This is a genomic window from Candidatus Laterigemmans baculatus (genome assembly GCF_010367455.1).
Taxonomy (GTDB): Bacteria; Planctomycetota; Planctomycetia; order Pirellulales; family Pirellulaceae; genus Laterigemmans; species Laterigemmans baculatus.
On record NZ_WRPR01000148.1, the window covers coordinates 50779 to 73115 of the forward strand.

The following is a 22337-nucleotide window of genomic DNA, read 5'->3' on the forward strand; positions in this document are numbered from 1 at the left end:
TGGTGCACTGCGCGACCTTGGGCCACTTCGTTGACGCGGTCAAGTGCTGCTTCCCCAAGCGGGGCAAAGGGTCTACAGCGACCGAACCGCCGCCTGACCGATAGCCGGCGACGCTGGTAAGCTGGTGCCGCTCCCTGCAGTTTTGTAATGCACCGTTTTCCGTCGATCCCCCGGCTCATCGCAGGCCTTCATCTATGGCATCGCTGACTGGTAAGTACTTCTCACTGGCCGACGAACCGACTACCGAGGACCGAGGACCTGGTGCCTCTCGGAGTACCGGACAAGACGGGCGTGCGAGCAGTGGCCACAGGGGATTCGAGGAAACCGCGAAAGGGCGAATGATACCTGTCGGGATCAATCGTCGAAGCGTATCGCGCCCCAAGTGACCTCTCCAGTGAGTTTCACATTGCGAGACTGGTCGTAATGTGAGAATGCCGCCCGACAGCCCCGTAACCGCTACTTGAGCAGTCGCCGCATCGCGCCGGCTACACCCAGGGTGACCTCCGTCATGCGGGCATAGTCGAGCGTGTCGGGGGTGTCGCTTTCGAGGTGGTAATTGGGATTCCGTAGAAAGCTGGTGTCGGTCAGCATCAGGGCGGGGTAGCCCTGGTCCCAGAATGAGCTGTTGTCGCTCAGCCGGATCTCGTGGACCGTTTCCGGGAGGCAGATTGAGAACAGGGGCAGCCGGGTGCTTCGCTTGAAGCCGCGGCGGAATGCCCAGGCCAGCTTCCACGACGGCGGGTTGCCGACGGCGGCCAAGAAGTTGCCGCGGCGGGGGAAGAAGCGGTGCAAACGGCTGGGGATGGTCGCGGGGACTTGCTGGGAGCCGGGCTCGTCGCTGAAGTACCCGACCATCTCCAAGCAGAGCATGCCGGCGATCCGCTCGCCTCGCTGCCGGCATTGGCTGGCGTGATGCTGGCTCCCCATTTCCCCAAAGTTGAAGAAGGGCGGCTCCTCGCAAGCGAACGCGACGTAGCGTGCGGTCCGACGGCCATCGTGACCGCGGAGCAAACGGCTGACCTCCAGCAGGACTGCGACGGCCGATGCGTTGTCGTCGGCTCCGGGCGTCGTGCTGACCGTGTCGTAGTGGGCGCCGAGCAGGACGATTTCATCGGAGCGGCTCGTGCCCCTCTTCTCCACGATCAGGTTCGTGGCCTGCTGGCCGAGGGCGACGTAGGACTCCCGTTCGACCTCGAAGCCGATCCCTCGCCACTGATTCTCGAGGTACCCGACAGTGGCTGCGATCGTCTTGGGACGCTCGAGCGTGCGGGGACCGATCAGTCCAGCGAGGGTCTCGACGTGCTGGCGGAGATTCGCTTCGATCGTCTCGCGGTCGACGGTCATCAGTACGGTGGAGCCAAACGTCGGAAGCCGTGAAACAAGACGACCGCGAGAAACAGCAGATTGCGGGGCAGCACCGCCAAAGGATTGATGCTGATGGCTTTCGTGGGAGCTGAGGCGCTGTGGGCTTTGGCTAACTGCTGTGCCAGGCGATTCATCCAGCGGACGCTTCGCGGCCACTCGCAGAGGCCGTCGATCCACTCCCACGGAATTCCCTGGCGACCGACTCCTGCTCCGACGATTCCACCCACAATCGCCGCGGTGGTATCCGCGTCGCCGCCGCACTCGATTACCGCGGTGACTGCGGCAGCGTAGTCGGTCGGGTGGGACAGCCAAGCGTGGATTGCGACCGGCACCGTGTGGTACGTGTACCCGGTGACTCCCTTTTCCAGGCCGAGTGACGCAGCAAAGGATCGTGTGGACTCGCCGGCGGACACGCTCTCGCTCGCCCGGCGGACCAGAGTGACCAATTCGCTAGCTTCCTCGCCGACGCATTCGGCGAGCGACTGCAGGAAGCGGTTCGGGGCTTGCATGCCCGCTCGCGAGGCCTGAGTCGCGAGCGCTACCGCGATCGCACCCGCCTCGGCCTTGGGGTCGGTGTGCGTGAGTCGCGACGAGGCCTTTACGAAGCGGAGCAGTCTATCCCTCTCATCAATCACCGCTCCGAGGATTGCGGCTCGCATCGCTGGTCCGTTGCCGGCTGAGAAGACGCCCGCGGTTGTGGGCGAGGCGCCGAGCCAGAGTTTGATTCCGCTGCGAGCGGTCGCTTTCCCGACACCAGCCGGCAGGGCCAGGATCCACCAGCGGAGTCGCCACGCGAGCCGACGTGCGAAATCGTCCACGTCGTCGCCCGCCTCGATCAGCGACTGGGCGACCATCAGCGTGTGCTCGGTGTCGTCGGAGATCATCCCGCGGCCGAACAGGAAGCGATGCCGCGTCGGCGGCCCCAGCAAGCGTGGAGCCCGATCGCGCGCGACGCCTTCATACGGCAGCCCCAGCGCGTCACCGACCGCGGTGCCCAGGATACAGCCGGCGATTGGCTCGGTGCTCATCTCGCCTCCGTCGTCTCATCGATTGAAGCTGCAGTGCGATCTATTTCACCGGCTCCGGGCCTATTTTATCGGCTTGGCATACAGGTCGCGCAGCGCAGGCTCCAATGCCGGGTAATGAAATTCGAACTTCGCGTCCGCCAGTCGTTCCGACACCACGTACCGGCCGTAGAGGGCTAGTTCAGGATCGGTCCGCAAGAACCACGGAGCGCCAATCCGCACCATCCACTCGAACGCTGGCAAGCCGATGGGCATGCCGAGGACTCGGCGAAGCGTGCGCATGAACTCGATCTGCGAAACAGGGTTGGGTGACGATGCGATATAAGGGCCCGACATCGCTTCATCGGCGATCGCCTGAGCGAACAGACGATTCAGGTCGGTCTCATGAATCCAGCTCATCCCCTGTGTTCCGCTGCCGACGCGCCCGCCCAATCCCAGCCTCGCCAGCAGTCCGAGCGTCGAAAGGGCACCGCCGCCTGCACCCCGGTCACGTCCTACGACGAAACTGGTTCGCAAAATGACGCCGCGCTGCTCCGGCAGTTTGCTGTTGGCGAATTCTTGTTCCCACGCGCGAGCGATCTCGGGTGCGAACCCAAAACCTTCGGCAGAGCTTTCCGTGCAAACGAGGCTCGGCGGATCGCCATAGATATGAGCCGTGCTCATTTGCACCCAGACGGGCGGCGGCGATGCCACCGAACGCATCGCCGCACCGAGGACCCGCGTCGCTTCGATCCGAGATCTCAGGATCTCATCCTGGTGATCCGGTGTCTTGATGCAGTTGACGGTCCGCCCGACCAGATTGATCACAGCATCGGCACCGTCGATCGCTTCCACCCAAGAGCCGACCGAGCGAGCGTCCCAGGGCTGATGCTCACAAAGCCCGGATGCCGGGGGCTTGGAGCGGGAGAGAATCACAACCGATGCACCGCAAGTGGTCAGGTGATTGGTCAAGGATGTCCCAATAAAGCCGCTCCCGCCAGCAACGACGACCTTCATCCCGTCCAGTTTTATCACCGGTTCTCCTTGTGGGTCATTGAGGCGTGCAGCTCTTCCAAATCTCCTGGATCAGGTCTTGGTGGGCTATGCCCTCGTACTCAAGCGGATCGCCGTAGCGGTCGCAGTAGTCCCTGAGGACCGTCTCGAGGAGTTCCATCTGCATCACAACGGCTGCAGCGTGGCCGAGTAAATCCTGAGCGTAGTTCCAGAAGGCGGCCCAGACTTCGCGACGATGGTGATCGCCTGTTCGCTCGGTTCCGGAGCCCTCTCGGCTTTGGGAGCAGTCTCACCGGCTAGGAGAAGGTCGTACTGGCGCCTCGAATCTTCGGTGCCGTACATTGCCGATGGAGATGTCGCGGCCGTCGATCGTGACGGCGGCGGGAGCGGTGGGTTTATGCAGTCGACCTTGAGTCACGATTCGACTGGGTTTTGTCTCAGTACGCCCGACAGGATTCGAACCTGTAACCTTCGGCTTCGGAGACAATTCCGGGGCCGCTCGAAAACCTCACGTTTTCCCAGGAAAAACCACCATATCGAGCTTTTTTGCCGCTCACAAGCTGTCACACAGCGAAACGCAGAAACACCGCAAATAACGGTGCGCAGCCTCCCCTGCTCCGAGTTAATCCGGTCAAACTGCCAGGCGGCTACGATCCACTCGAAGCCGTAGACTTCGGATCGCGAATCTGCGTCGCCCGACCGATTCACCGGAAGCGACCACGGTTCATTCAACGAAAGGAAACGACGTGCGTATTCCAGTAATCCGAGGCGTGATTGATCGTCGCATCCTGGTAAATTATCGGGTCGATCCGAATGCTCTCCAGAAGGTGCTGCCGGAGCCGTTTCGTCCGCAGCTGGTGAAGGGCGTCGGAATCGGCGGGATCTGCCTGATCCGCCTGAAGCACGTCCGCCCACGGTACCTGCCTGGGGTCATGGGGACCTCGTCAGAAAACGCTGCTCATCGAATCGCCGTTGAATGGGAACAGGATGGGGAGCTGCGGTCGGGGGTCTACGTTCCACGCCGAGACACCTCCTCTCGGCTGAATACGCTACTCGGAGGCCGGGTATTCCCCGGCGTGCATCACCATGCGACGTTCGAATCCCGAGAGCGGGATGGGCAATACAGCGTTCGAATGACTAGCGACGACGGGAATGCTCAGGTCAGGGTAGACGGGCATTGTTGCGACGCTATCCCGTCAAACTCGATCTTAAGCTCCTTGAATGAAGCGTCGAGCTTCTTCGAGTGCGGCTCGCTGGGATACTCTGCGACATCGTGCAGCGGCGAGTACGACGGGCTTGAGCTTCGGACTTTTGATTGGACTGTCGAGCCGTTGGCAGTGAATCGGGTCGAATCCAGCTTTTTCGGCAACGCCGACGTTTTTCCTTCCGGATCTGCCGAGTTTGACTGTGCCCTGCTGATGCGGGACATAGAACATGAGTGGCATGGGAGAGAGTCACTGAAGGCAGCCAGAGGGGCTGATTAGTCCGCCCAGTTGCGATGGGCAAATTCGATGAAGAGGGCCAGCCCGCTACACATGGTGCGGTCGGCACTCAAGTCGGATCTCTGATGGGGCATCCTCGTCACAGGCCGAACGGCCAATTCTGTTCACCTCCGCAGCGAGGCAAGCCACTGCGTCAACTCCTTCACGTCGGCGGCATCCATCCAAGCGACTAGCTCCTGCCGGTGGATGTCGTGGACCGCAAGAACGTGATCCTCGTGAAATACGATCTCGTCGCCCTGATGCAGTTCGTGCAGGCGAGCCTCCACCAGCGGGCTATCCACGACGCCGACAAAGAATTTCTCCCACCGTTCTGTAGCTCGCACCCAGAAATCCTCGCCCCAGCCTCGGGAGGGGACAATCTGCTCGGGTAGCGGGACCAGTGAGGCAGGATGCGGATGCCGCAGAATCGGCTTCGTCATCTCACCGTTGCACGAGGGACAGGAGCATTTCTCGAGAGCATCTTCATGGACCGAGAACCTCGGCGAGTCGACCCTGAGTTCCACGAACTGGCCCAACTTGATGTGCCGCTTGATGACATCAGGTGGAATTTGGAAGCGATCGCCGTTCTCAGCGTGGAGGGCTACACCGTTCGCCAAAACGTAGTCGTTGGCGAACTGCTGACGCTCGAATCGCTGCTCCAAGTCCGTTGCCATTCTACCGCTCGGCTCATGCAGTTCTTTTGCAGGCTGTATTCTTGCCGGACCCGGAGTAGCTGGTCGCCTCCCGCCCACGATGCATTCCGAGTCTGGCCTGCCGCCTCGATTCCTCAACGCGTCCAGGATAGATAGCCCCATCGCGTTCGCGTAGAAGCTGCGGTGTCCGGCAGCGCACCAGCGATATTAAAAACAACTGGCGGGTGATCCTCAGTCGTCCTTGCCGACTTTGCCGCCGTAAAGTGAAAACACCGTTTTTACGTGACGCACGAGAGACTCTGTTAGCGCTGGATCGTCTGCCGTTAGTTCTGTAGTCGGATCAAGCTCACCCGCGCGAGCCGCCAGCACGACAGCCGCCAAGACGTGCTCAACGTCGACAGGAAGCCGTGTCGGCTCTTCGAGATTGAGCGCCAAGTCGAGCAGGACGCTCACCAGTGGCGGATCGACCGTTGCTTGTCCCGATGGTGTGAGAAAGATACCGGGAATGATTTGTTGGTCGAGGTCGCTGGCCATGAACAAGCTCGCGGAGTCGGGGGAAGGTCAGCCGTTGCGGCAAATGAGTGGCTAGGCATCAGTCGCCCCATGCCCCGAGGCATCGTCGAAGCAACACCAGTTGTCCAAGATGGTAGGCGTTGTGGTCAGCAACGAGCATCCAGGAGATTCTGGAGGTAATGCGAGATCTCTTTCGCCAGGACAAAGAAGCAAGTGGAGAGAAACGCCGCGACGTGCACGTCAAGTCGCACGGCTGCCCGGCGGGACGCTTGGAAGTTCGTCCTGGCCTGCCGGCTGAGCTGCGCCAGGGGCTTTTTGAACAGGAACGCACCTACCCCGTGCTGGTTCGCTTTTCGAATTCCAGTCCGCAGCCAATGCCGGATGCGATTCCGGACGGCCGCGGCATCGCCGTCAAGGTGCAAGAGGTTACAGGTTCCTTCCTGCCTGAGGGGACCACCGACCCGGGTGTCCAGGACTTCGTGATGGTGAACAGCCCCACCTTCATTTCCCGCGATGTCAAGGATTACCTTCGCATCGAACGGACGCGGCTGGAGGGGCTCCACCGGCCGCAACTTCCCGTCAAAGCTTTCACCGGAGGAAGCTGGGATCCCCGTCGTTGGCAATGGAAGGGGGCGATTGCGGCCGCCAGAGTATTAACTCGGTTCCCCACGCACCCGGCCCGTCTCACCTATTACAGCATGGTTCCGATCCGATTTGGGGGCTACGTTGCCAAGTACCGCTTGAAGCCGGCTGCACCCGTCCCGGCGACCCCGCGAGTGAAATCGCCCCTTCGTCACCGCCACGCCTTTCGTCTGGCCCTGCAGGAGATGCTTCGCACCTCGAGCCTGTCTTTTGATTTTGAGGTTCAACTCCGTACGAACGGCTCGAGTATGCCGGTCGAAGATGCGACCGTGCTGTGGCCTGAAAGGGAGTCGCCCTATCGTCCGGTCGCTCGGCTGGTCATCCCGCGACAGGAACTCGACGCGGCATCATTCCAGCGGGGAGAGGAGTTGGCGTTTAGCGTTTGGAACGCCTTGGTAGCGCACCGTCCTTTGGGAGGCATCAATCGGTCGCGGCTTGCCGCCTATCAACTCTCTACCGCCTGGCGGTCCAATCCGGCTCGGAAATGACCGAGCCGGATGAGTGCCATCCCAAATCAGCGCGATCAGGGACCACGCGGCCTCAGGCGGCGCGCCGGTAGGAGCGGAGCGTCCCGCCGAGACGCTCAGTGATCTCGATCGGTGCGTCGGTGTCCGGCGGTCGCTCGAGCGGAAAGATCAGCTGCTCACGCCGCTCGCCGGCACTGGGACGGGACACTCCGCGGCTACGCCAATGTGATGCGGGATCAGACCGAGCAAAAAGCGACGCAGGACGCGCTGCAGCAGTCAGAGAAATCCCACCGAGAGCTTTGCCGGAAACTGGCCGCAGCGGGAGCGATCGCTCGCCATGCTCAGCCACGAGCTTCGCAATCCGCTCGCTCCTCTTCTTACAGCCCTGGGCGTCCTGCAAGTAGCTCCGGAGCGTGATCCAATCCAACGGGAGGCTCTGGGATTGATGGAGCGCCAGGTACGGCAACTCGTGCGGCTGATTGACGATCTCCTCGACACTTCCCGGCTGACTGCAGGCAAACTTCAGGTCCGCAAGGAGCCCGTGGAGTTGAACGAGATCGTCGAACGCGCGGCGCAAACGGCACGTCCTGTCCTCGAGGAGCGCCAGCATGCCTTCTCGCTCAGCCTGGCGATGCCTTCTCGCTCAGCCTGGCGGATCAGCCACTCTGCCTGCATGCCGATCCCGCACGGCTCGAGCAGGTTTTCCTAAACCTGCTGAACAACGCCGCCAAATACACCCCCGATGGCGGACGCATTCATGTCGGTGTCGAGCACCGAGAAAACTCGGCCGTCGTGACTGTGGCGGATAACGGGATAGGGATTCCGGCAGACATGCTCGAAAAGGTGTTTGAACTCTTCACGCAAGTGAGTCCAAATCAAGAGCAAGCAAACGCGATCCTCAGCCAGCACCCGTTGCGGGTTAACCGTGCCGGTTCGCTGCCCGAGCGGACCCCACGCTCGGCCGAACCTCGCGACGCCCTGTGGGTGGAAATCGCTGACGCCGGTCGAGCGTTGCAGGTCGTGACAACTCATCTGGGCTTGGCCGCCGGAGAACGGCAGCGGCAAATCGAGGCGTTGCTCGGTCCCGGGTGGGCCGGCGGAGCAATCGACCGTGGCCCGGTCGTCCTCTGCGGCGATCTGAACTCGGTGCCTTGGTCGCGACCTTACCGTCAGCTCGGCCGATCCTTCCGTGACGCCGTGCGGGGATGCAATGAACAGCCGAAGCCGACCTTCCACAGCCGATTCCCAATGATCCGTATCGACCACGTGTTTACCACGGGCGCTGTTCAAACCTTGCACGCATCAGTTCCGAGGACGGTCGACACCGCACATCCAGCAGAATGGCCCCGCGAGCTGTCAGCTGTTTTCGAGCCGATCGAGCAGTCGGGGAGACCCGCTATGGCTGATGTACCTGCTCTGCTTCACGGCCGCACGTGATCAGATTCTGCTGGCCAACTCCTACTTTGCTCCGAACGATCGGGCCATATCAGCACTGGTGGCGGCTCGAGAGTGCGGCGTTCGTGTCGAAATCATGATCCCCGGCCGCCATTTGGATGTGAAGGCGACACGGCGTGCGTCCCGATCCCAGTGGGGGAAGTTGCTGGAGCACGGAGTCGAGATGTATCTGTACCAGCCCACCATGTTCCACGCGAAGTATCTCGTCATTGATGATCGCTTTCTGTCACTCGGATCGGCCAATTTCGACGAGCGATCGTTTCCTTTGAACGACGAAGCCAATCTCAACGTCTACGACCCTGGTGTCGTCCAGCAGCAAATCGCCGTTTTCCGCTCCGACAGACGGGAGTCGCGGAGGTATACCCTAGAGGAGTGGCAGAATCGCTCGTGGAAGCAACGCACCGTGGAGCGGATTTACGGGGTGCTGCGATCCCAAGTCTAGGGCGCGCCGACTCCGCGGATCTTCGCCACCTCGTTCCGCGGCAGCCACCGGCTGATCTCGCTTCCGCAGCGTGACATCCACGATCAACGGCAGGTGAACGTGCCCATGAAACTGCCGCCATAGTCGGACCGAATGGCGGGGGCCGCTCCGCTGAATCGACAGTGACTCTCACAACGCTGCCGGCCGGCCTCTGCACCACGCTCGATGGTTGGAATCCCGAAACAGCGTCTGACCCCTACTGAACTTCAGCCCTCGCTTGTACCGGGCTGAGCTGCACCTCTCGGGTCTGCATCTCACCATCACGAAATTCGCGGACGACGCGGAGCCGGATCCCGCTGCGTCGCCCACAGTCTCGGACCGCATAGATGACCGGCAATGTGGCCTCCGCATCGAGCAGACTCAATTGCCCCTGCTCGTCGACCAGGCCGTAGCCGCTCTCCAAGCAGTGGCCCATCAGCATGCACTTTTGTGAGTGCTCTCGTGCCCGCTGAACCAACTCGCCACGCGGATATTTGCGGAGGCAGGCCAGATCGACGACATAACCTTCGAGCACTTCCTGGTCAGCAGCCATCATTCTCTCCGTCGCGTTTGGAGTGAACCGAAACGGTTCGGGCGCTCTGGGAATCTTGCGCTTCGAGTCAACGGCCAGGGCAATTCCTGCGCCGCCTTCGAGCGCTTGCCGGGGCCATTTTCATGACGACAGCGGGAGCCGATTACTCGCGTCGCTGCCATTCGTCTCTGCGGCGGCGAACAGTCGGTCTCGGATGCCGAACTTGATCTTCATTTCTTTGACCAGACAGTAGAGGACGGGGACGACCAGCATCGTCATCACTTCGATCAGCATGCCTCCGACGCTGGGGATCGCCATCGGCACCATGATGTCGGAACCTCGCCCAGTGGACGTGAGCACGGGGATCAAAGCCAGAATGGTGGTGGCCGTCGTCATCAAGCAAGGTCTGACGCGGCGGAGTCCTCCTTCAAGCGTCGCCGCGCGGGCATCCTCGACGGTCGTGATTTCGCGCTCCCGGAATTTCTGATCCAGGTAGGTCGTAATCACCACGCCATCATCGGTCGCAATCCCAAAGAGCGCCAGGAAGCCAACCCAGATCGCGATACTGAGATTGATCGGGTGCACCTGGAACAGCTGCTGCATGTTGACTCCGAATACCTCGAAGTCCAGGAACCAGGGCTGGCCGTAGAGCCAGATCAAAAGAAAACCACCAGCCCAGGCGACAGCAATACCGCTGAAGACGAGTGAGCTGGTAATTGCGTCCTTGAACTGGAAGTAGAGGATCATGAAGATCAAAAACAGCGCCACCGGCAGCACAATCATCAGCGTCTTTTGCGAACGCACCTGATTTTCATAGTTGCCCGCAAAGGTGTAGCTCACCCCGGGCGGCAATATAAACTCTCCGCTCTCGAGCTTTCCTCGCAGAAACGCTTGCGTCTCCTCGACCACATCGACTTCGGCCTCTCCCGGCCGCATGTCAAACAGCACGTAGCCGATCAAGAACGTGTCTTCGCTCTTGATCGCCTGCGGACCGCGGACAAAACGTATATCGGCCAATTGCCCCAGTGGGATTTGCGCACCGTCGGGGGCTGCGACCAAAATTCGCTGCAGCTGCTCGGGCGAATCGCGAAGCTCTCGCATATACCGCACCCGAACCGGATACCGCTCGCGACCTTCGACGGTGGTGGTCAGCCTGCGGCCACCGATGGCGACTTCGATCACATCCTGGACTTGCTCGATCTGCAGTCCATAGCGGGCGATTGCGTCGCGATCGATCTCGATCTCGATGTACGGCTTTCCCACAATGCGATCCGCGATCACTGCCGAAGGTTCCACGCTCGGCACCTGTTTGAGCAGTCCTTCGAGCTGTAACGCCACGTCCTCAATCGTGGCCAGATCTGGGCCTTTGACCTTAATCCCCATTGGCGCTCGCATGCCGCTCTGCAACATCACGATGCGGGCGGCGATCGGCTGCAGACGGGGCGCCGAGGTTGTCCCCGGAATCTCCGCGGCGGCCACGATCTCTTTCCAAATGTCTTCCGGCGTGCGGATGTGCTCGCGCCACTGGCGAAAAGGGCGACCGTCGGGATCGGGAATCAACTCTCCAGCAGAGTCGCGGACGAAAGCCGCTTGCTCTTCGTCGTAGCGAAACCGGAGCTGGTGGCCCGCCTGATCGGTCACGTATTCCGACTTGTAATTGATGATCGTCTCGATCATGGAAATGGGTGCGGGGTCGAGCGAAGTCTCGGCCCGCCCCAGCTTGCCCACCGCCGTTTCCACCTCAGGGATCGACGCGATCCGCTGATCCTGCAGTTGCAACACCTCCAGGGCTGCCCCAATCGAAGCGTGTGGCATGGTGGTGGGCATGTACAGGAAGGAGCCCTCGTCCAGCGGCGGCATGAATTCTTTCCCCAGGCCCGGGAACTGCTCGGCACCCCACTTCCACGCCGTCGATTCGCGCACTTGAGACTGCGAAATCCCAGCCCGCTCGACTGTCGCCGGAACGACGGCGAACACAGATTCGAACCCGAGCCACGCTGCCAGGCCCGCAAGGATCGTGCACGTCGGAACGGTGAGAAACAAGAGCTTGTGATTCAGGCTCCACCGTAGCAGGGGGGCGTACAAAAATGTCTGGAAGACGTAGAAGGCGCCGAGCACGCTGCCAATGATGACGGTGACGAAGACAAGATTCCGCACCAGCCCCAATTCGGGCCCGAGGGGCAGCCATTCGGTCGTCAACAGGACCCCGACAAGGAGCAAGGCCGCGGCGTTCGCAATCCAAGGCGCGGCCTGCCGCGCTCGCGAGGGCAGTTTCGGTTCGGCGAGTTTCCAGAGCCCGATGGCAATCAGGACTGCACCCACCCACCATGCCAGCCAAATGGCCGCAGCAATCCCCGCTAGGATCAGTGCCCCGAGGGAGATCTGCCGGAACCGGCCGCGGGATGGGCGGCGTGCCAGCAGCATGTGGGCGACCGGCGGAATGATCGTCAGTGCGACGATGACCGACGCCAGCAGCGCAAAAGTCTTGGTAAACGCGAGGGGGCGAAACAGCTTGCCCTCGGCTCCGATCATCGTGAATACGGGCAAAAAGCTAACGACCGTCGTCGAGACCGCAGTCACCACCGCACTGGCTACTTCGGTCGATCCCCGGTAGATCACCTCCAGGCGACTTTCGCTCGCATCGGCCTCATCCAAGTGCTTGAGAATGTTCTCGTTGAGAACGATTCCCATGTCGACCATGGTGCCAATTGCGATCGCGATCCCTGATAACGCCACCACGTTGGCGTCAACGCCAAACACTCGCATCGCGATGAAGCACATCAACACCGCCAGCGGCAACAGCAGACTGATCAAGAGCGAGCTGCGGAGATTCAGCAACAGCACGATCACGACGATGATCGTGACCAGGATCTCCTCGACTAGCGCCGTATTGAGCGTGCCGAGTGTCTCGTAGATTAAACCAGTGCGGTCATAGAACGGAACGACTGTGACTTGGCTGGTATTGATCCAACGGGGCCACTCGTCTCGCTCTCGGCTGCGTAGCCAGCGTAGCCACTCGTCGTGCCGCAGTTCCTCTCCCTCGTAGGCTTCGAAGCCTTGTCTCTCGGCAAACGCCACCACCTGCGAGCGGGAAACGTCGCCGTAGTCGACAATAACCTTGGTGGGAAGGCCCGGCGCGATCTCTTCGATCTTGTCCTTAATGTTACTGATCGCTTCGAGCGGATTGAATCCATACCGGACCACCGCGACGCCACCGACTGCTTCGGCGCCTGCTTTGTCGAGCGCTCCGCGGCGGAGCGCGGGCCCCATTGAGACTCGTCCCACATCTTTGATCGTTATCGGTACATTGTCGTTGACCCGGACGACGACCTTCGCCAAATCCTCCGGCTCTTGGACAAAGCCCAGTCCGCGAATCACGTATTCGGCGTTATTGACCTCAATCGTCCGGGCGCCGACGTCCAGATTCGATTTGCGGACCGCGTTATAGATCTCGTGGAGATTGACCCCCGCGGCTCGCATCGCATCGGGATCGACATCGATCTGGTATTCCTGAACAAAGCCACCCACACTGGCGACCTCGGAAATTCCTTCCGCAGCTAAGAGGCCATAGCGGACGTACCAGTCCTGGATGCTGCGGAGTTCATGGAGATCCCAGCCCGCCGATGGCTGGCCATCGGGATCACGCCCCTCGAGCGTGTACCAGTAGATTTGTCCCAAGGCTGTGGCGTCTGGGCCGAGCGCTGGTTGGACTCCGTCGGGTAATGTCCCCGATGGCAAGCTGTTGAGTTTTTCGAGGACGCGGCTGCGTGACCAGTAAAACTCAATGTCCTCATTGAAAATGATGTAGATCGAGGAAAAACCGAACATCGAGTAGCTGCGGACGGTTTTGACCCCTGGCATGCCGAGCAGCGAGACGGTCAGGGGATAGGTGACCTGATCCTCCACGTCTTGCGGGCTGCGCCCCATCCACTCGGTGAAGACGATCTGCTGGTTCTCGCCGATGTCGGGAATCGCGTCGGTCGGCACCGGCGAGCGGGGCAGCCCGTACACGTCCCAGTCGAACGGGGCCACGAGCGCGCCGGCAAATACCACCGCCAGAACAAGCAGCCCCACGACGAGCTTGTTCTCCAAGCAGAAACGAATGATCCAGTTCAACATGGGCGGCGTTTCAAAGGGCAAAGAGCGGCTAAGGAGGGGCAAGGAGCAGTGCGGGAGCAAGTCGCGGAAGCGAGGCTCGTCGACCACCGCTGGACGGTCCGGCAGAGATGGTCAGTGGGCTGTGTGGTCGACGGAGCGATGGCTGTCTTGCCCACTCGACGCGCCGCTGGCGATTTTCTGCACCCGGTCGGCGCACTTGAGCATGCTGGCGCCGAAGTAGGGATTCCGCGGCTGGTCGTCCGCCTGCAGCCATGTCGCTCCCTGGTTGCCAAACGCCATGGGGCAGTGGAGCGAGTAGACGGGCCCGGCATCGCCCAAGCCAAAGTTTTGGACCAGCAGTTCCATTTCCGACGAGAGGGGCGCGAAGGCGGCTCGCAGCGCTTTCAGGTCGGTAGCGCTCTGCAGCTGCGCGACAATCTTCTGGAGGTTCGGTCGCTCCCGCCCCCAACGCTCGGCAGCTTCGCCGGTCAGCGGCGCTGCATCGACCGCCGCTAGCGCCGATTGCAAGCGATCGACCGCTTGGCGAGCCGGTTGCGGTTGATCACCGGCCAAGGCTTGCTGCAGCGCCAGATAGGCCTGCCACAATCCGCCCAACTGCTCCTGAAATTCAGCTGGAACCGAGGCGGCGAACCCACCGTGCCCGGCATGCTCCGAGGGTGCCGCCATGAACTGCTCCTGGACTCGCTGCATCGTCCGCTCCATGCCGACGGCGATCCGCCGCGCCTCGGCAACTTCCTTCGCAGCACTCCCCTCGATCGCGTCGTTGCGGAGCAGCATCGCCAGCTCGTTCCACTGCATCAGGACATGCCCGCTGAGCAACTCCCCATCGACCTCGCCGAGCGTCTCACCGAACCGCGCAAAGGCGGCTCGCATCTCGGGGAGGCGATCCGTGTTGACCGTTTCCTGGACCGCCGCGTAAGCGATGTGCAGGGCTTGAAGCTGGGCGAGGAAATCGGCGGGGAGTTGCATCGCCATCCCGCCTGCCATCTCGCCGGCGGTCGGCTCGGCGTCGGTTTTGGGCGCCTCGCCGCCGCCATGGCCCCCGTGGTCGTGGCCGCCGCCTCCGCCACCTTCGGGCGTCATCATGCTCGGCTTGGCCTGAATCTGCAGAGCACTGTCAATTTTGAAATTGCCGTTCGTGACGACCATCTCGCCTTCGGACAAGCCACTGCGCACCAAATAGTAATCGCCGGCCCGTGGGCCCAGCACGATCTCACGGCCTTCATAAGTCGGCCTGTCACGCTCCGGAACTTCGACATACACGATCGCCCGGGTGCCGGTCAGGAGGACGGCGGAGGTGGGCACGACCAGCGGCGGCTGTCCCTCGCCGCTGTCGGCCGGGACGTAGCCGAGAGATTCGGCCCGAACCAGCGGCATCCCGCAGATGTCGCACTCGCCCGGCTCGTCCTTGACGACCTCCGGATGCATCGGGCTGATCCACTTGCCGGCGAGCTGCTCGTCGAGAACCTTACCGCCACGAGCAATTTGTGCTCGCACCACACCACGCACGAACATGTCGGGCTTCAACTTGCCATGCTCGTTCGCAACGTTCACGCGGACTTTGACCGTTCGCGTGCGGTCGTTGAGAACAGGATCGATGAAGGCGATGCGGCCACTGAACTCCTCGCCCGGGTAGGCTTCGGTCGTAAACGTCATCTGTTGCCCATACCGCAGCCACTGCAGATCCGACTCGTAGGCATCGAACTTGACCCACACCTGGTTCAGATCCGCCAGCGTGTAGATCCGCTCGCCGACGCGAACATAATCTCCCTCCTGGCGATGCTTTTCGATCACGATCCCACTCATCGGAGCGTGGATCGTGGTGTGATCGGAGGGCTGTTCTTGCTGCTCGATCTGCTTGATCTGTTCGGCCGTCAGCCCCCAGAGGCGGAGCTTGTCGCGGGCCGCTTCGACCAAATTCAGGCCTCCGGCGCCCGAGAGGATTCGACTCTGCGGCTCACGTCGCTGCCGCTCATTGCGAACTGCTTGGATCAGTTCTTGCTGAGCCGTGTACAGCTCGGGGCTGTAGAGGTAGACCATGTGGTCGTCTTCGTTGACCATCACGCCGGTGTAATCGACGTACAGCCGGTCGAGCCGTCCCGGGACCCATGCCGTGATGTGCCGCAGCCGCGTTTCATCATAGTCGACTTTGCCGACCATCCTGACTTCCGCCGTCACATAACGCCGCTCGACCGGGACGCTCTGGATGTTCATCAGCTCCTTGGCGGCGGGGCTGAAGGAGACTTGTCGAAGTCCCGTCAATCCGTCCCCCGCACTTGCGACGGGAACCAGATCCATTCCGCAGATCGGGCACTTGCCCGGCCGCGGCTGGCGGATTTGCGGATGCATTGAGCAAGTCCAAATCTCTGCCTTGGAGCCTCCAACGGTCTCCACCGAGCCGGCCGCCTGGGGCGCAGGGCGCTCCCGGTCCGCAATCAGCCAACTGCTGGCAAACCCCAGCAAGAACAGCACGACGGCTCCACCGCCGATCAAGAGGGTGCGGTGACGACGGGCAAGATCGCCGGTCGACTGCTGCAGGGAGTGAAAATTCATCGGTCGGTGGATTCCGAACAGCGCTTGCGAGCTGTTTCAATCGCAGGTTCAGGGCGTTTCTCTACAGAATAGCCTACCACTGTTTCAGGGCCGGGAATTTGCTTTCTGGGCCGCCGTAGGTGCGGCGCGGATCGCAGCGGTTCTGGCAGCGGGTCGGCCTCAACAAAAGCTGGGCATCCCAGCTTCTCGAGTGACCGTCGCGGGAGGGAGCGGGCAACACGCGCGAGGCAGCCAGAAACGCTCCACTGCTGCTGACCGCTCAGGCGTCTGCGATTCGAAAAATTGTCTGCGTGACGCTTTGGCGACCGATGCGAGCTGCGGATGCGTAGAAGGTGCCGGACAGCAACCGCCGGGCCGGAAGGTGCGGGTGTGCCACAGGGGCTGGCGCGTGTCGCAACACCACCCATCCGCCTGACTTCGTGACGCGGCGGATCTCGTCGAGTGCTCGAAGGCGGAGGGGCGTCCGTTCCACGATCACAAGGTCGACGCTGTCTGCTGGCAGGGGAATATGCTCTCCGCGTCCCTGGATCAGCCGAGGGATTCGCTGTCCGCGAAGCGGACCTAAAGTGCGCCGCGTCCGCGGATTCAAATTCCAGGCTCCGCGGTGGCGGCCTTCGCCTCCGATGTCGAGCACGAAGCCGTCCGTGGAACCCTCCAGCAGCCGCTCGAGATTCACTTTTCCTGCGGAGGTACTGTGAAGACTGGGCATCGAGCAAGCCTGACAACTGCGGCTAACGATACATGTGTGTCGCGAGTTCTGTATCTTCCATGACGACGATACTGTGCGGGTTGACCTGGTAGGCGGTTGCGTGAAACGCGCCTCGGTCGTCTCCGCTTTCAACATCCAGCGGGCTAGGAAGCGACGTGTCGATCGCCCGCAGCCAACCAATCGCGGCTACCATGCGTAGATTGAATGCTCGTTGCTCGCCAGAACCGTTGATCATCACGTACAAGTTACGCTCGCTGGACGAACCGGCACGCAGATGATAGGCGAGAGTTCGAGACTCCGCGGATAAATCAACTTCGGGGGACTGCGCACCGAACCAGCGAATATCGTCTCGCCAGAAAGTCGAACGCCCAAGCGAGGTGTGCGACTTGCGAAACGCGATCATGCGTTTAAAGAAAGAAAACACCTCCTCGTTCTCCTTCAATCGCCGCCAGTCGAGCCAAGTCGTTTCGTTGTCCTGATTGTAAGGATTGTTATTGCCTCCCTGCGTCTGCATATATTCGTCACCCATGCGAAACATCGGTGTGCCCGCTGAAAGCATTAACAAGCAGCAGAAGTTCTTGATCTGACGTTTTCGCACATCGAGAACGTGTTGAGGGGCGTTGATGTCGCCCTCCCAACCGCTGTTGCACCCGTATTCAATTGGGCCGTCGGCGTTCTTGTGGCCGTTCGCACCGTTGTGCTTGTCGTTGAATGAAACGAGATCGTAGAGGGTGAACCCGTCGTGGGACGTGATGTAGTTAATGCTCTGGAAAGGACGAAACGATCGCGACGGATGATCAGGAAATAAGTCGCAGCTTCCGTACAGTCGCGTCATTAGGTCAGAGACCATTCCAGCGTCTCCACGAACAAACCGCTGGAGCGTGTCCCGATAACGACCGTTCCACTGCATCCAAGTCTGCCCGGGAAACGAGCTGCCGAGTTGATACAATCCCGCAGCGTCCCATGGTTCCGCGATCAAGCGAATGTCCGCCAACTCGGGATCGCTGGCGATCTGATCGAAAAGCGGTGGTTGTTGCAGACTAATTTTTCCCTCAGAGTCACGGGAGAAGACCGACGCGAGATCGAATCGGAATCCGTCAACGTGCATTTCTCTAACCCAGTAACGCAAGCTGTCAACGATGAGCGAACGGACAATGGGATGCGCAGTGTCGAGCGTATTTCCGGTGCCACTGTAGTTGGCGTAGGGGAATGCCGAATCGCCGGAAGCTACGTAATAGACGTCGTTGTCGATTCCGCGATAGCAATATGTTGGGCCGCGATGATCGCCTTCGCAGGTATGGTTGAAAACAACATCCAGAATGACTTCGATGCCAGCTGCATGAAGTTCCCGGACCATTTCTCGAAACTGGCCGTGTTGCTCGCATGACGACTGATGCGAAGAGTAGGCGTGGTTAGGCGAAAAGAAATTCAGTGGCATGTAACCCCAGTAATTGTTGTCCTCGGGGTCGAATTGAAATACTGGCATCAATTCAACTGCCGTGATTCCAAGCTCCTTCAGGTAGGCAATTTTCTCGACGACACCAGCAAATGTCCCTCGATTGTTGGCAACCACATCGGAGGACGGGTGTCGTGTGAACCCTCGCACGTGCATCTCGTAGATCACTAAATCGGAACCATGTCGAATGCGTTGCTCACCGGTCCAGTCAAAGGAACAGCGACAGATGTCCAACCGCCCCAGCGGCGCGCGACCGGCATTGGAACCTCGCGACCGCGCTGCCTCCCGATTGAAGCATTCTGGAAAAAAGACGCTTCGCGCGTAAGGATCCAGCAGAACCTTTTCCGGATCGAACGCGTGCCATTGTAGAACCGCGCCATCAACAGGACCATCGATTTGGTAGGCGTAGTACTCGGCGTCGCCCGCCTCTGAGATTGGGACACGACAATGCCAGATCGGTCCCGACTTGTTGAGCAGAGGATCAAGCGTCACGGAGATGCATGGAACACGCAGTTCGTGCTTCTGGTACAACTGAAGAGTGACAGTCGCAGCGTCGCCTGCATATAGCGCAAAGTTGTATTGTTGATCGTGTTCCAGCCACGTGACACCAAGCGGTCGCGGTGTACCGTCAGTCTTTTCCCAGAGGGGCACTTTCGCAGGTCGCTCCGAAGTGGAGTCGGTGATACCGGCCCCACAGTGATGGCAATGAGACTGACGCGTGTGTTTCATCACGGCTATTTTCACCCAGCTGAGTTTCTTTCTGCTCGGTCTCCAGAGCGAACCCGCTCGAATTCAAGTTGAAGATGGAGTAGCTCCGATTGTAAACGATCCACCTGCCAGTGCAGGTGATGCAACGGATCTGATGTAATTTGAGGTTGTTGCGCCCGTTTCAGCGCCAGTTGAGCCAGTTCGGCGGCGAGTCGCAGTCGCTTGACTTGGTCCTCGCGGATCAATGCCGGGTATTTTGCGTTGATCTCCTCGGCCCATCTCAGTTGCGCTTCGGCTAGTCGCAGTTCGCTCTCAACCGACTGCAGATGGCTTCTGTGCCAGTCACGGTCGGATGTCGCCCTCGCTTGCTGGATCGACTTCGTTGTGTAGGCGCAGATGCAACATTCTGCGGCATCACCAGTGGAGCCATCGAAGTAATCCGCCCGAACACTTCGATCCTGGCGACACACCGACTGGGTCGGCGATTCATGGTGACCTCTGTTTTAGCGAACATGGCTCGGCACTAAATGGACAGCGGCTCTCCCTCGCCAACGCCTAGTACTTGCAGGCTCTCCCGGAAAATTAAGGTCTTTTCAGTATGTGACGCTCTGGGACGCGTGCTGCGACGCTAGGCAGGTGTTGAGTGGCATGGGATTATGATTCGCTACGGGAAGCGGGCAACACCCGCTCGCCTTGGTCCGACTGGTCGCTCCGGGCTAGCGAAACGTGTTCTTCCGGCGGTGCGATATCTAGGCGCTCGTCGCGCTCGACGTGCAAGAAGCGAGCATTGATAGCGACGATAACCGTCGATGCGGCCATCAAGACCGCCGCCGCAGCAGGTGGCATCCAGAAGTCCCAGTAGTAGAGCACTCCGGCGGCCAGCGGGATGGCGACGATGTTGTAACCGGCGGCCCACCAGAGATTCTGTAGCATTTTGCGGTAAGTGGCTCGCGCAAGCCTGATCAGAGCGGTCACGTCGCGGGGATCGCTCCGCACCAGCACGATATCGGCCGACTCGATCGCCACGTCGGTACCCGCACCGATAGCGATCCCCACATCGGCTTGGGTGAGCGCCGGCGCATCGTTCACTCCGTCGCCGGTCATTGCCGTGACCAGCCCTCGACCCTGCACCTCCTTCACTTTTTCGGCTTTCTCGCTCGGCAGGACCTCGGCGAAGTAGTCGTCCAGATCGAGCTCATTAGCTACCCAGTGGGCCACCGCTTCGGCATCGCCGGTGAGCATCATCACCTGAATGCCCATCTCCTTGAGCCGCCGAATCGCCATCCGCGACTCTGGCCGGATGATGTCAGCCAGAGCGATCGCGCCGATCAGCTGCTCGTCCGCCAACACGAAGACAACCGTCTTACCCTGTTCAGCCACTTCGCGGAGGTGCTCATCGTCGATCGCCAAATCGTGCTCGCGGAGGTAGCCCGGACTGACAACCTTAACTCGCTCGCCGTCGACGAGCGCTTGGGCCCCTTTCCCCGGAATTGCTTTGAACTCGCGAGGAGGCGAGTACTCGATGCCGCGCTGCTGAGCGCCCCGGACGACGCCCTGAGCGATGGGATGCTCCGATTGGCTCTCTAGGCCAGCGGCGAGACGCAACAGATCCTCTTCGCTCCGTCCTGAGAGGGAGACGACATCTGTCACTCCGAACTGGCCCTCAGTCAAAGTGCCCGTCTTGTCGAAGATCATCGCCTGCACATTCCGTGCACGCTCAAAGGCCGAGCGGTCACGGATGAGTAGTCCGCTGCCGGCCGAGATGGCCGTCGACACGGCGACGACTAGCGGCACGGCTAGGCCTAACGCATGCGGGCAGGCGATCACCATCACCGTGACAGTCCGAGTCAGAGCGAACTGGAATGTCTCGCCAAACGCGAGCCAAAAAATGAAGGTGGCGGTGCCGACAGAGAGCGCGGCTAGGGTCAGCCAAAAGGCGGCACGGTTGGCCAAGTCCTGGCTGCGGGAACGCGACTCCTGCGCCTTACGGACCAGCTCGATCACCTGTGCCAGATACGTCTGATCGCCCGTCTTTTGCACCTCGACAGTGATCGCCGCTTCACCGTTGACCGAGCCACCAATAGCGTTGTCTCCCGCCCCTTTTTCGACAGGCCGACTTTCACCGGTCAGCATGGCCTCGTTGATCGAAGTCCGTCCCTCGAGAATCTCCCCGTCGATTGGCACCTTTTCGCCCGGTTTGACGAGCACCCGGTCGCCCGGGGCGAGCAAGGTGATCGCAACGTCCTCAGTGCTGCCGTCGGAGAGCAGACGATGGGCGTCCGACGGCATCAGCCGCACCAGCGACTCGAGCGCTGCCGAGGCACCCATCACCGACCGCATCTCGATCCAGTGGCCGAGCAGCATGATGTCGACCAGCGTCGCCAGCTCCCAGAAAAACGGCTCGCCGATGACCAGCCCCAATGCGACCGCAGCGCTGTAGAGATAGGCCACGCTGATCGCCACGGCGACCAGCGTCATCATTCCAGGCCCACGCCGCCACAACTCGTCCACAAATCCCTTCAGAAATGGCCATCCGCCGTACAGGTAGATGGCTGTCGCAAAGGTGAGCTGGACGTAGGCGTCTCCGGGAAACGCAACGATCCCGGCGACTCCGAATAGCTCTTGCAGCATCTTCGATAGCACAACCACCGGAATGCTCAGGACCAAGCAGATCCAAAAGCGGCGGCGGAAATCGGCGACCATCGCCGCGTGATGCGACCGATGATCACCATGTCCCGCGTGATCACGATGAGCAGCGTGATCATGCGGCTTGCCGTGCGCATGCTTCTCAGGCTGCCAACGGGCATGCTCGGCTGTCTCGCCTAGCTCGCTTTTCAGGTGCTCGTCAGCATGCTGCGGCGGGTGCCGATGCTCCTCTCCGCTCCCGGGACTAGTTACGTGACCAGTCGGTGCAATTCGCTCCTGCTCCCGATTGCCATCATCACTCATCCGATTCGTGCTCCCAATATGGTCCGACGCTCCGCCAACCCAGGGGGTACAGGCATCGAGGAGAGTCCTTGAGACGCTTCAGCGCTCGCCTGTGAGGCCGAGATTGGAGCGAACTTCCATATCCGCCCCCAGGGGCCAGCTGAAGCCGCCGGGGATGGCCGCAAACCATATGCCGGCCGCAGTGGCGTCTGGTCCTCTCGGGGGAACCGCTCCTCCGCTTTATGCAATCGCTAGCCGAAGTTCTTTGGCTGCAGCTT

General features: G+C 60.9%; 19 protein-coding genes. 5 read left to right on the forward strand and 14 right to left on the reverse strand.

The genetic code is table 11. From position 1 onward, the window contains the following. Positions 1-456: 456 nt before the first annotated feature. Genes GNK13_RS20595 through GNK13_RS21960 form a run of 4 tightly spaced genes read right to left on the reverse strand, consistent with a single transcriptional unit; the run spans position 457 to position 3549 of the window. Positions 457-1344, reverse strand: coding sequence for a M28 family metallopeptidase (locus GNK13_RS20595; RefSeq protein ID WP_164104457.1), 888 nt, complete (start codon positions 1342-1344; stop codon positions 457-459). After that, the gene (locus tag GNK13_RS20600) at positions 1344-2393 is read right to left on the reverse strand and encodes an ADP-ribosylglycohydrolase family protein (protein ID WP_164104459.1); all 1050 of its coding nucleotides are present in this window, start codon (positions 2391-2393) and stop codon (positions 1344-1346) included. The genes GNK13_RS20595 and GNK13_RS20600 overlap by 1 nt, the downstream gene beginning before the upstream one ends. A 60-nt stretch (positions 2394-2453) precedes the next feature. Continuing rightward, positions 2454-3404 (reverse strand): TIGR01777 family oxidoreductase, encoded by a 951-nt coding sequence (locus GNK13_RS20605; RefSeq protein WP_235935370.1) that lies wholly within the window; start codon positions 3402-3404, stop codon positions 2454-2456. A 16-nt stretch (positions 3405-3420) separates the two neighbouring features. Then, positions 3421-3549: a hypothetical protein gene (locus GNK13_RS21960; RefSeq protein WP_261345445.1), complete on the reverse strand. Its 129-nt coding sequence runs from the start codon at positions 3547-3549 to the stop codon at positions 3421-3423. A gap of 580 nt (positions 3550-4129) precedes the next feature. Between GNK13_RS21960 and GNK13_RS20610 the strand changes: the two genes are divergently transcribed. Further along, positions 4130-4867: a DUF2071 domain-containing protein gene (locus GNK13_RS20610; RefSeq protein WP_164104461.1), complete on the forward strand. Its 738-nt coding sequence runs from the start codon at positions 4130-4132 to the stop codon at positions 4865-4867. Positions 4868-4989: 122 nt separating this feature from the next. Here the strand turns inward: GNK13_RS20610 and GNK13_RS20615 are convergent, their stop codons facing one another. After that, positions 4990-5538 (reverse strand): hypothetical protein, encoded by a 549-nt coding sequence (locus GNK13_RS20615; RefSeq protein ID WP_164104463.1) that lies wholly within the window; start codon positions 5536-5538, stop codon positions 4990-4992. 210 nt (positions 5539-5748) lie between these two features. Next, complete coding sequence (locus GNK13_RS20620) at positions 5749-6051, reverse strand: hypothetical protein (protein WP_164104465.1); 303 nt, start codon at positions 6049-6051, stop codon at positions 5749-5751. A 158-nt stretch (positions 6052-6209) separates the two neighbouring features. Between GNK13_RS20620 and GNK13_RS20625 the strand changes: the two genes are divergently transcribed. Then, positions 6210-7160 carry a catalase family protein gene (locus tag GNK13_RS20625; protein WP_164104466.1) on the forward strand — a complete coding sequence of 317 codons (951 nt, stop codon included), beginning with the start codon at positions 6210-6212 and terminating at the stop codon, positions 7158-7160. Positions 7161-7212: 52 nt separating this feature from the next. Here GNK13_RS20625 and GNK13_RS21965 read toward each other — a convergent pair whose 3' ends face one another. Continuing rightward, positions 7213-7347 (reverse strand): hypothetical protein, encoded by a 135-nt coding sequence (locus GNK13_RS21965; RefSeq protein WP_261345447.1) that lies wholly within the window; start codon positions 7345-7347, stop codon positions 7213-7215. A 27-nt stretch (positions 7348-7374) separates the two neighbouring features. Between GNK13_RS21965 and GNK13_RS20630 the strand changes: the two genes are divergently transcribed. From GNK13_RS20630 to GNK13_RS20640, 3 genes are read left to right on the forward strand one after another with little or no spacing between them, the layout of a single operon-like run. After that, complete coding sequence (locus GNK13_RS20630) at positions 7375-7848, forward strand: sensor histidine kinase (protein ID WP_261345457.1); 474 nt, start codon at positions 7375-7377, stop codon at positions 7846-7848. Positions 7849-7853: 5 nt separating this feature from the next. Beyond that, the gene (locus GNK13_RS22150; protein WP_390622536.1) at positions 7854-8576 is read left to right on the forward strand and encodes an endonuclease/exonuclease/phosphatase family protein; all 723 of its coding nucleotides are present in this window, start codon (positions 7854-7856) and stop codon (positions 8574-8576) included. After that, complete coding sequence (locus GNK13_RS20640) at positions 8545-9036, forward strand: phospholipase D-like domain-containing protein (protein WP_164104472.1); 492 nt, start codon at positions 8545-8547, stop codon at positions 9034-9036. Before GNK13_RS22150 ends, GNK13_RS20640 begins: the two co-directional genes overlap by 32 nt. 235 nt (positions 9037-9271) lie before the next feature. Here GNK13_RS20640 and GNK13_RS20645 read toward each other — a convergent pair whose 3' ends face one another. From GNK13_RS20645 to GNK13_RS21970, 7 genes are all read right to left on the reverse strand, one after another. Continuing rightward, positions 9272-9607 carry a hypothetical protein gene (locus GNK13_RS20645; protein WP_164104473.1) on the reverse strand — a complete coding sequence of 112 codons (336 nt, stop codon included), beginning with the start codon at positions 9605-9607 and terminating at the stop codon, positions 9272-9274. 120 nt (positions 9608-9727) lie between these two features. Next, on the reverse strand, positions 9728-13705 hold the full coding sequence (locus GNK13_RS20650) for an efflux RND transporter permease subunit (protein WP_164104475.1): 3978 nt from the start codon (positions 13703-13705) through the stop codon (positions 9728-9730). 111 nt (positions 13706-13816) lie between these two features. Next, on the reverse strand, positions 13817-16258 hold the full coding sequence (locus GNK13_RS20655; RefSeq protein ID WP_164104477.1) for an efflux RND transporter periplasmic adaptor subunit: 2442 nt from the start codon (positions 16256-16258) through the stop codon (positions 13817-13819). Positions 16259-16517: 259 nt separating this feature from the next. Continuing rightward, positions 16518-16967, reverse strand: coding sequence for a methyltransferase domain-containing protein (locus GNK13_RS20660; RefSeq protein WP_164104479.1), 450 nt, complete (start codon positions 16965-16967; stop codon positions 16518-16520). A 22-nt stretch (positions 16968-16989) separates the two neighbouring features. Then, a complete protein-coding gene (locus GNK13_RS20665; RefSeq protein WP_164104481.1) occupies positions 16990-19152 on the reverse strand; it encodes a glycogen debranching protein in 2163 nt (720 codons plus the stop codon). A 633-nt stretch (positions 19153-19785) separates the two neighbouring features. After that, entirely contained in the window at positions 19786-21834 is a 2049-nt protein-coding gene (locus tag GNK13_RS20670) for a heavy metal translocating P-type ATPase (protein ID WP_164104482.1), read from the reverse strand. Continuing rightward, on the reverse strand, positions 21789-21914 hold the full coding sequence (locus tag GNK13_RS21970) for a hypothetical protein (RefSeq protein ID WP_261345448.1): 126 nt from the start codon (positions 21912-21914) through the stop codon (positions 21789-21791). Before GNK13_RS21970 ends, GNK13_RS20670 begins: the two co-directional genes overlap by 46 nt. Positions 21915-22337: the final 423 nt, after the last annotated feature.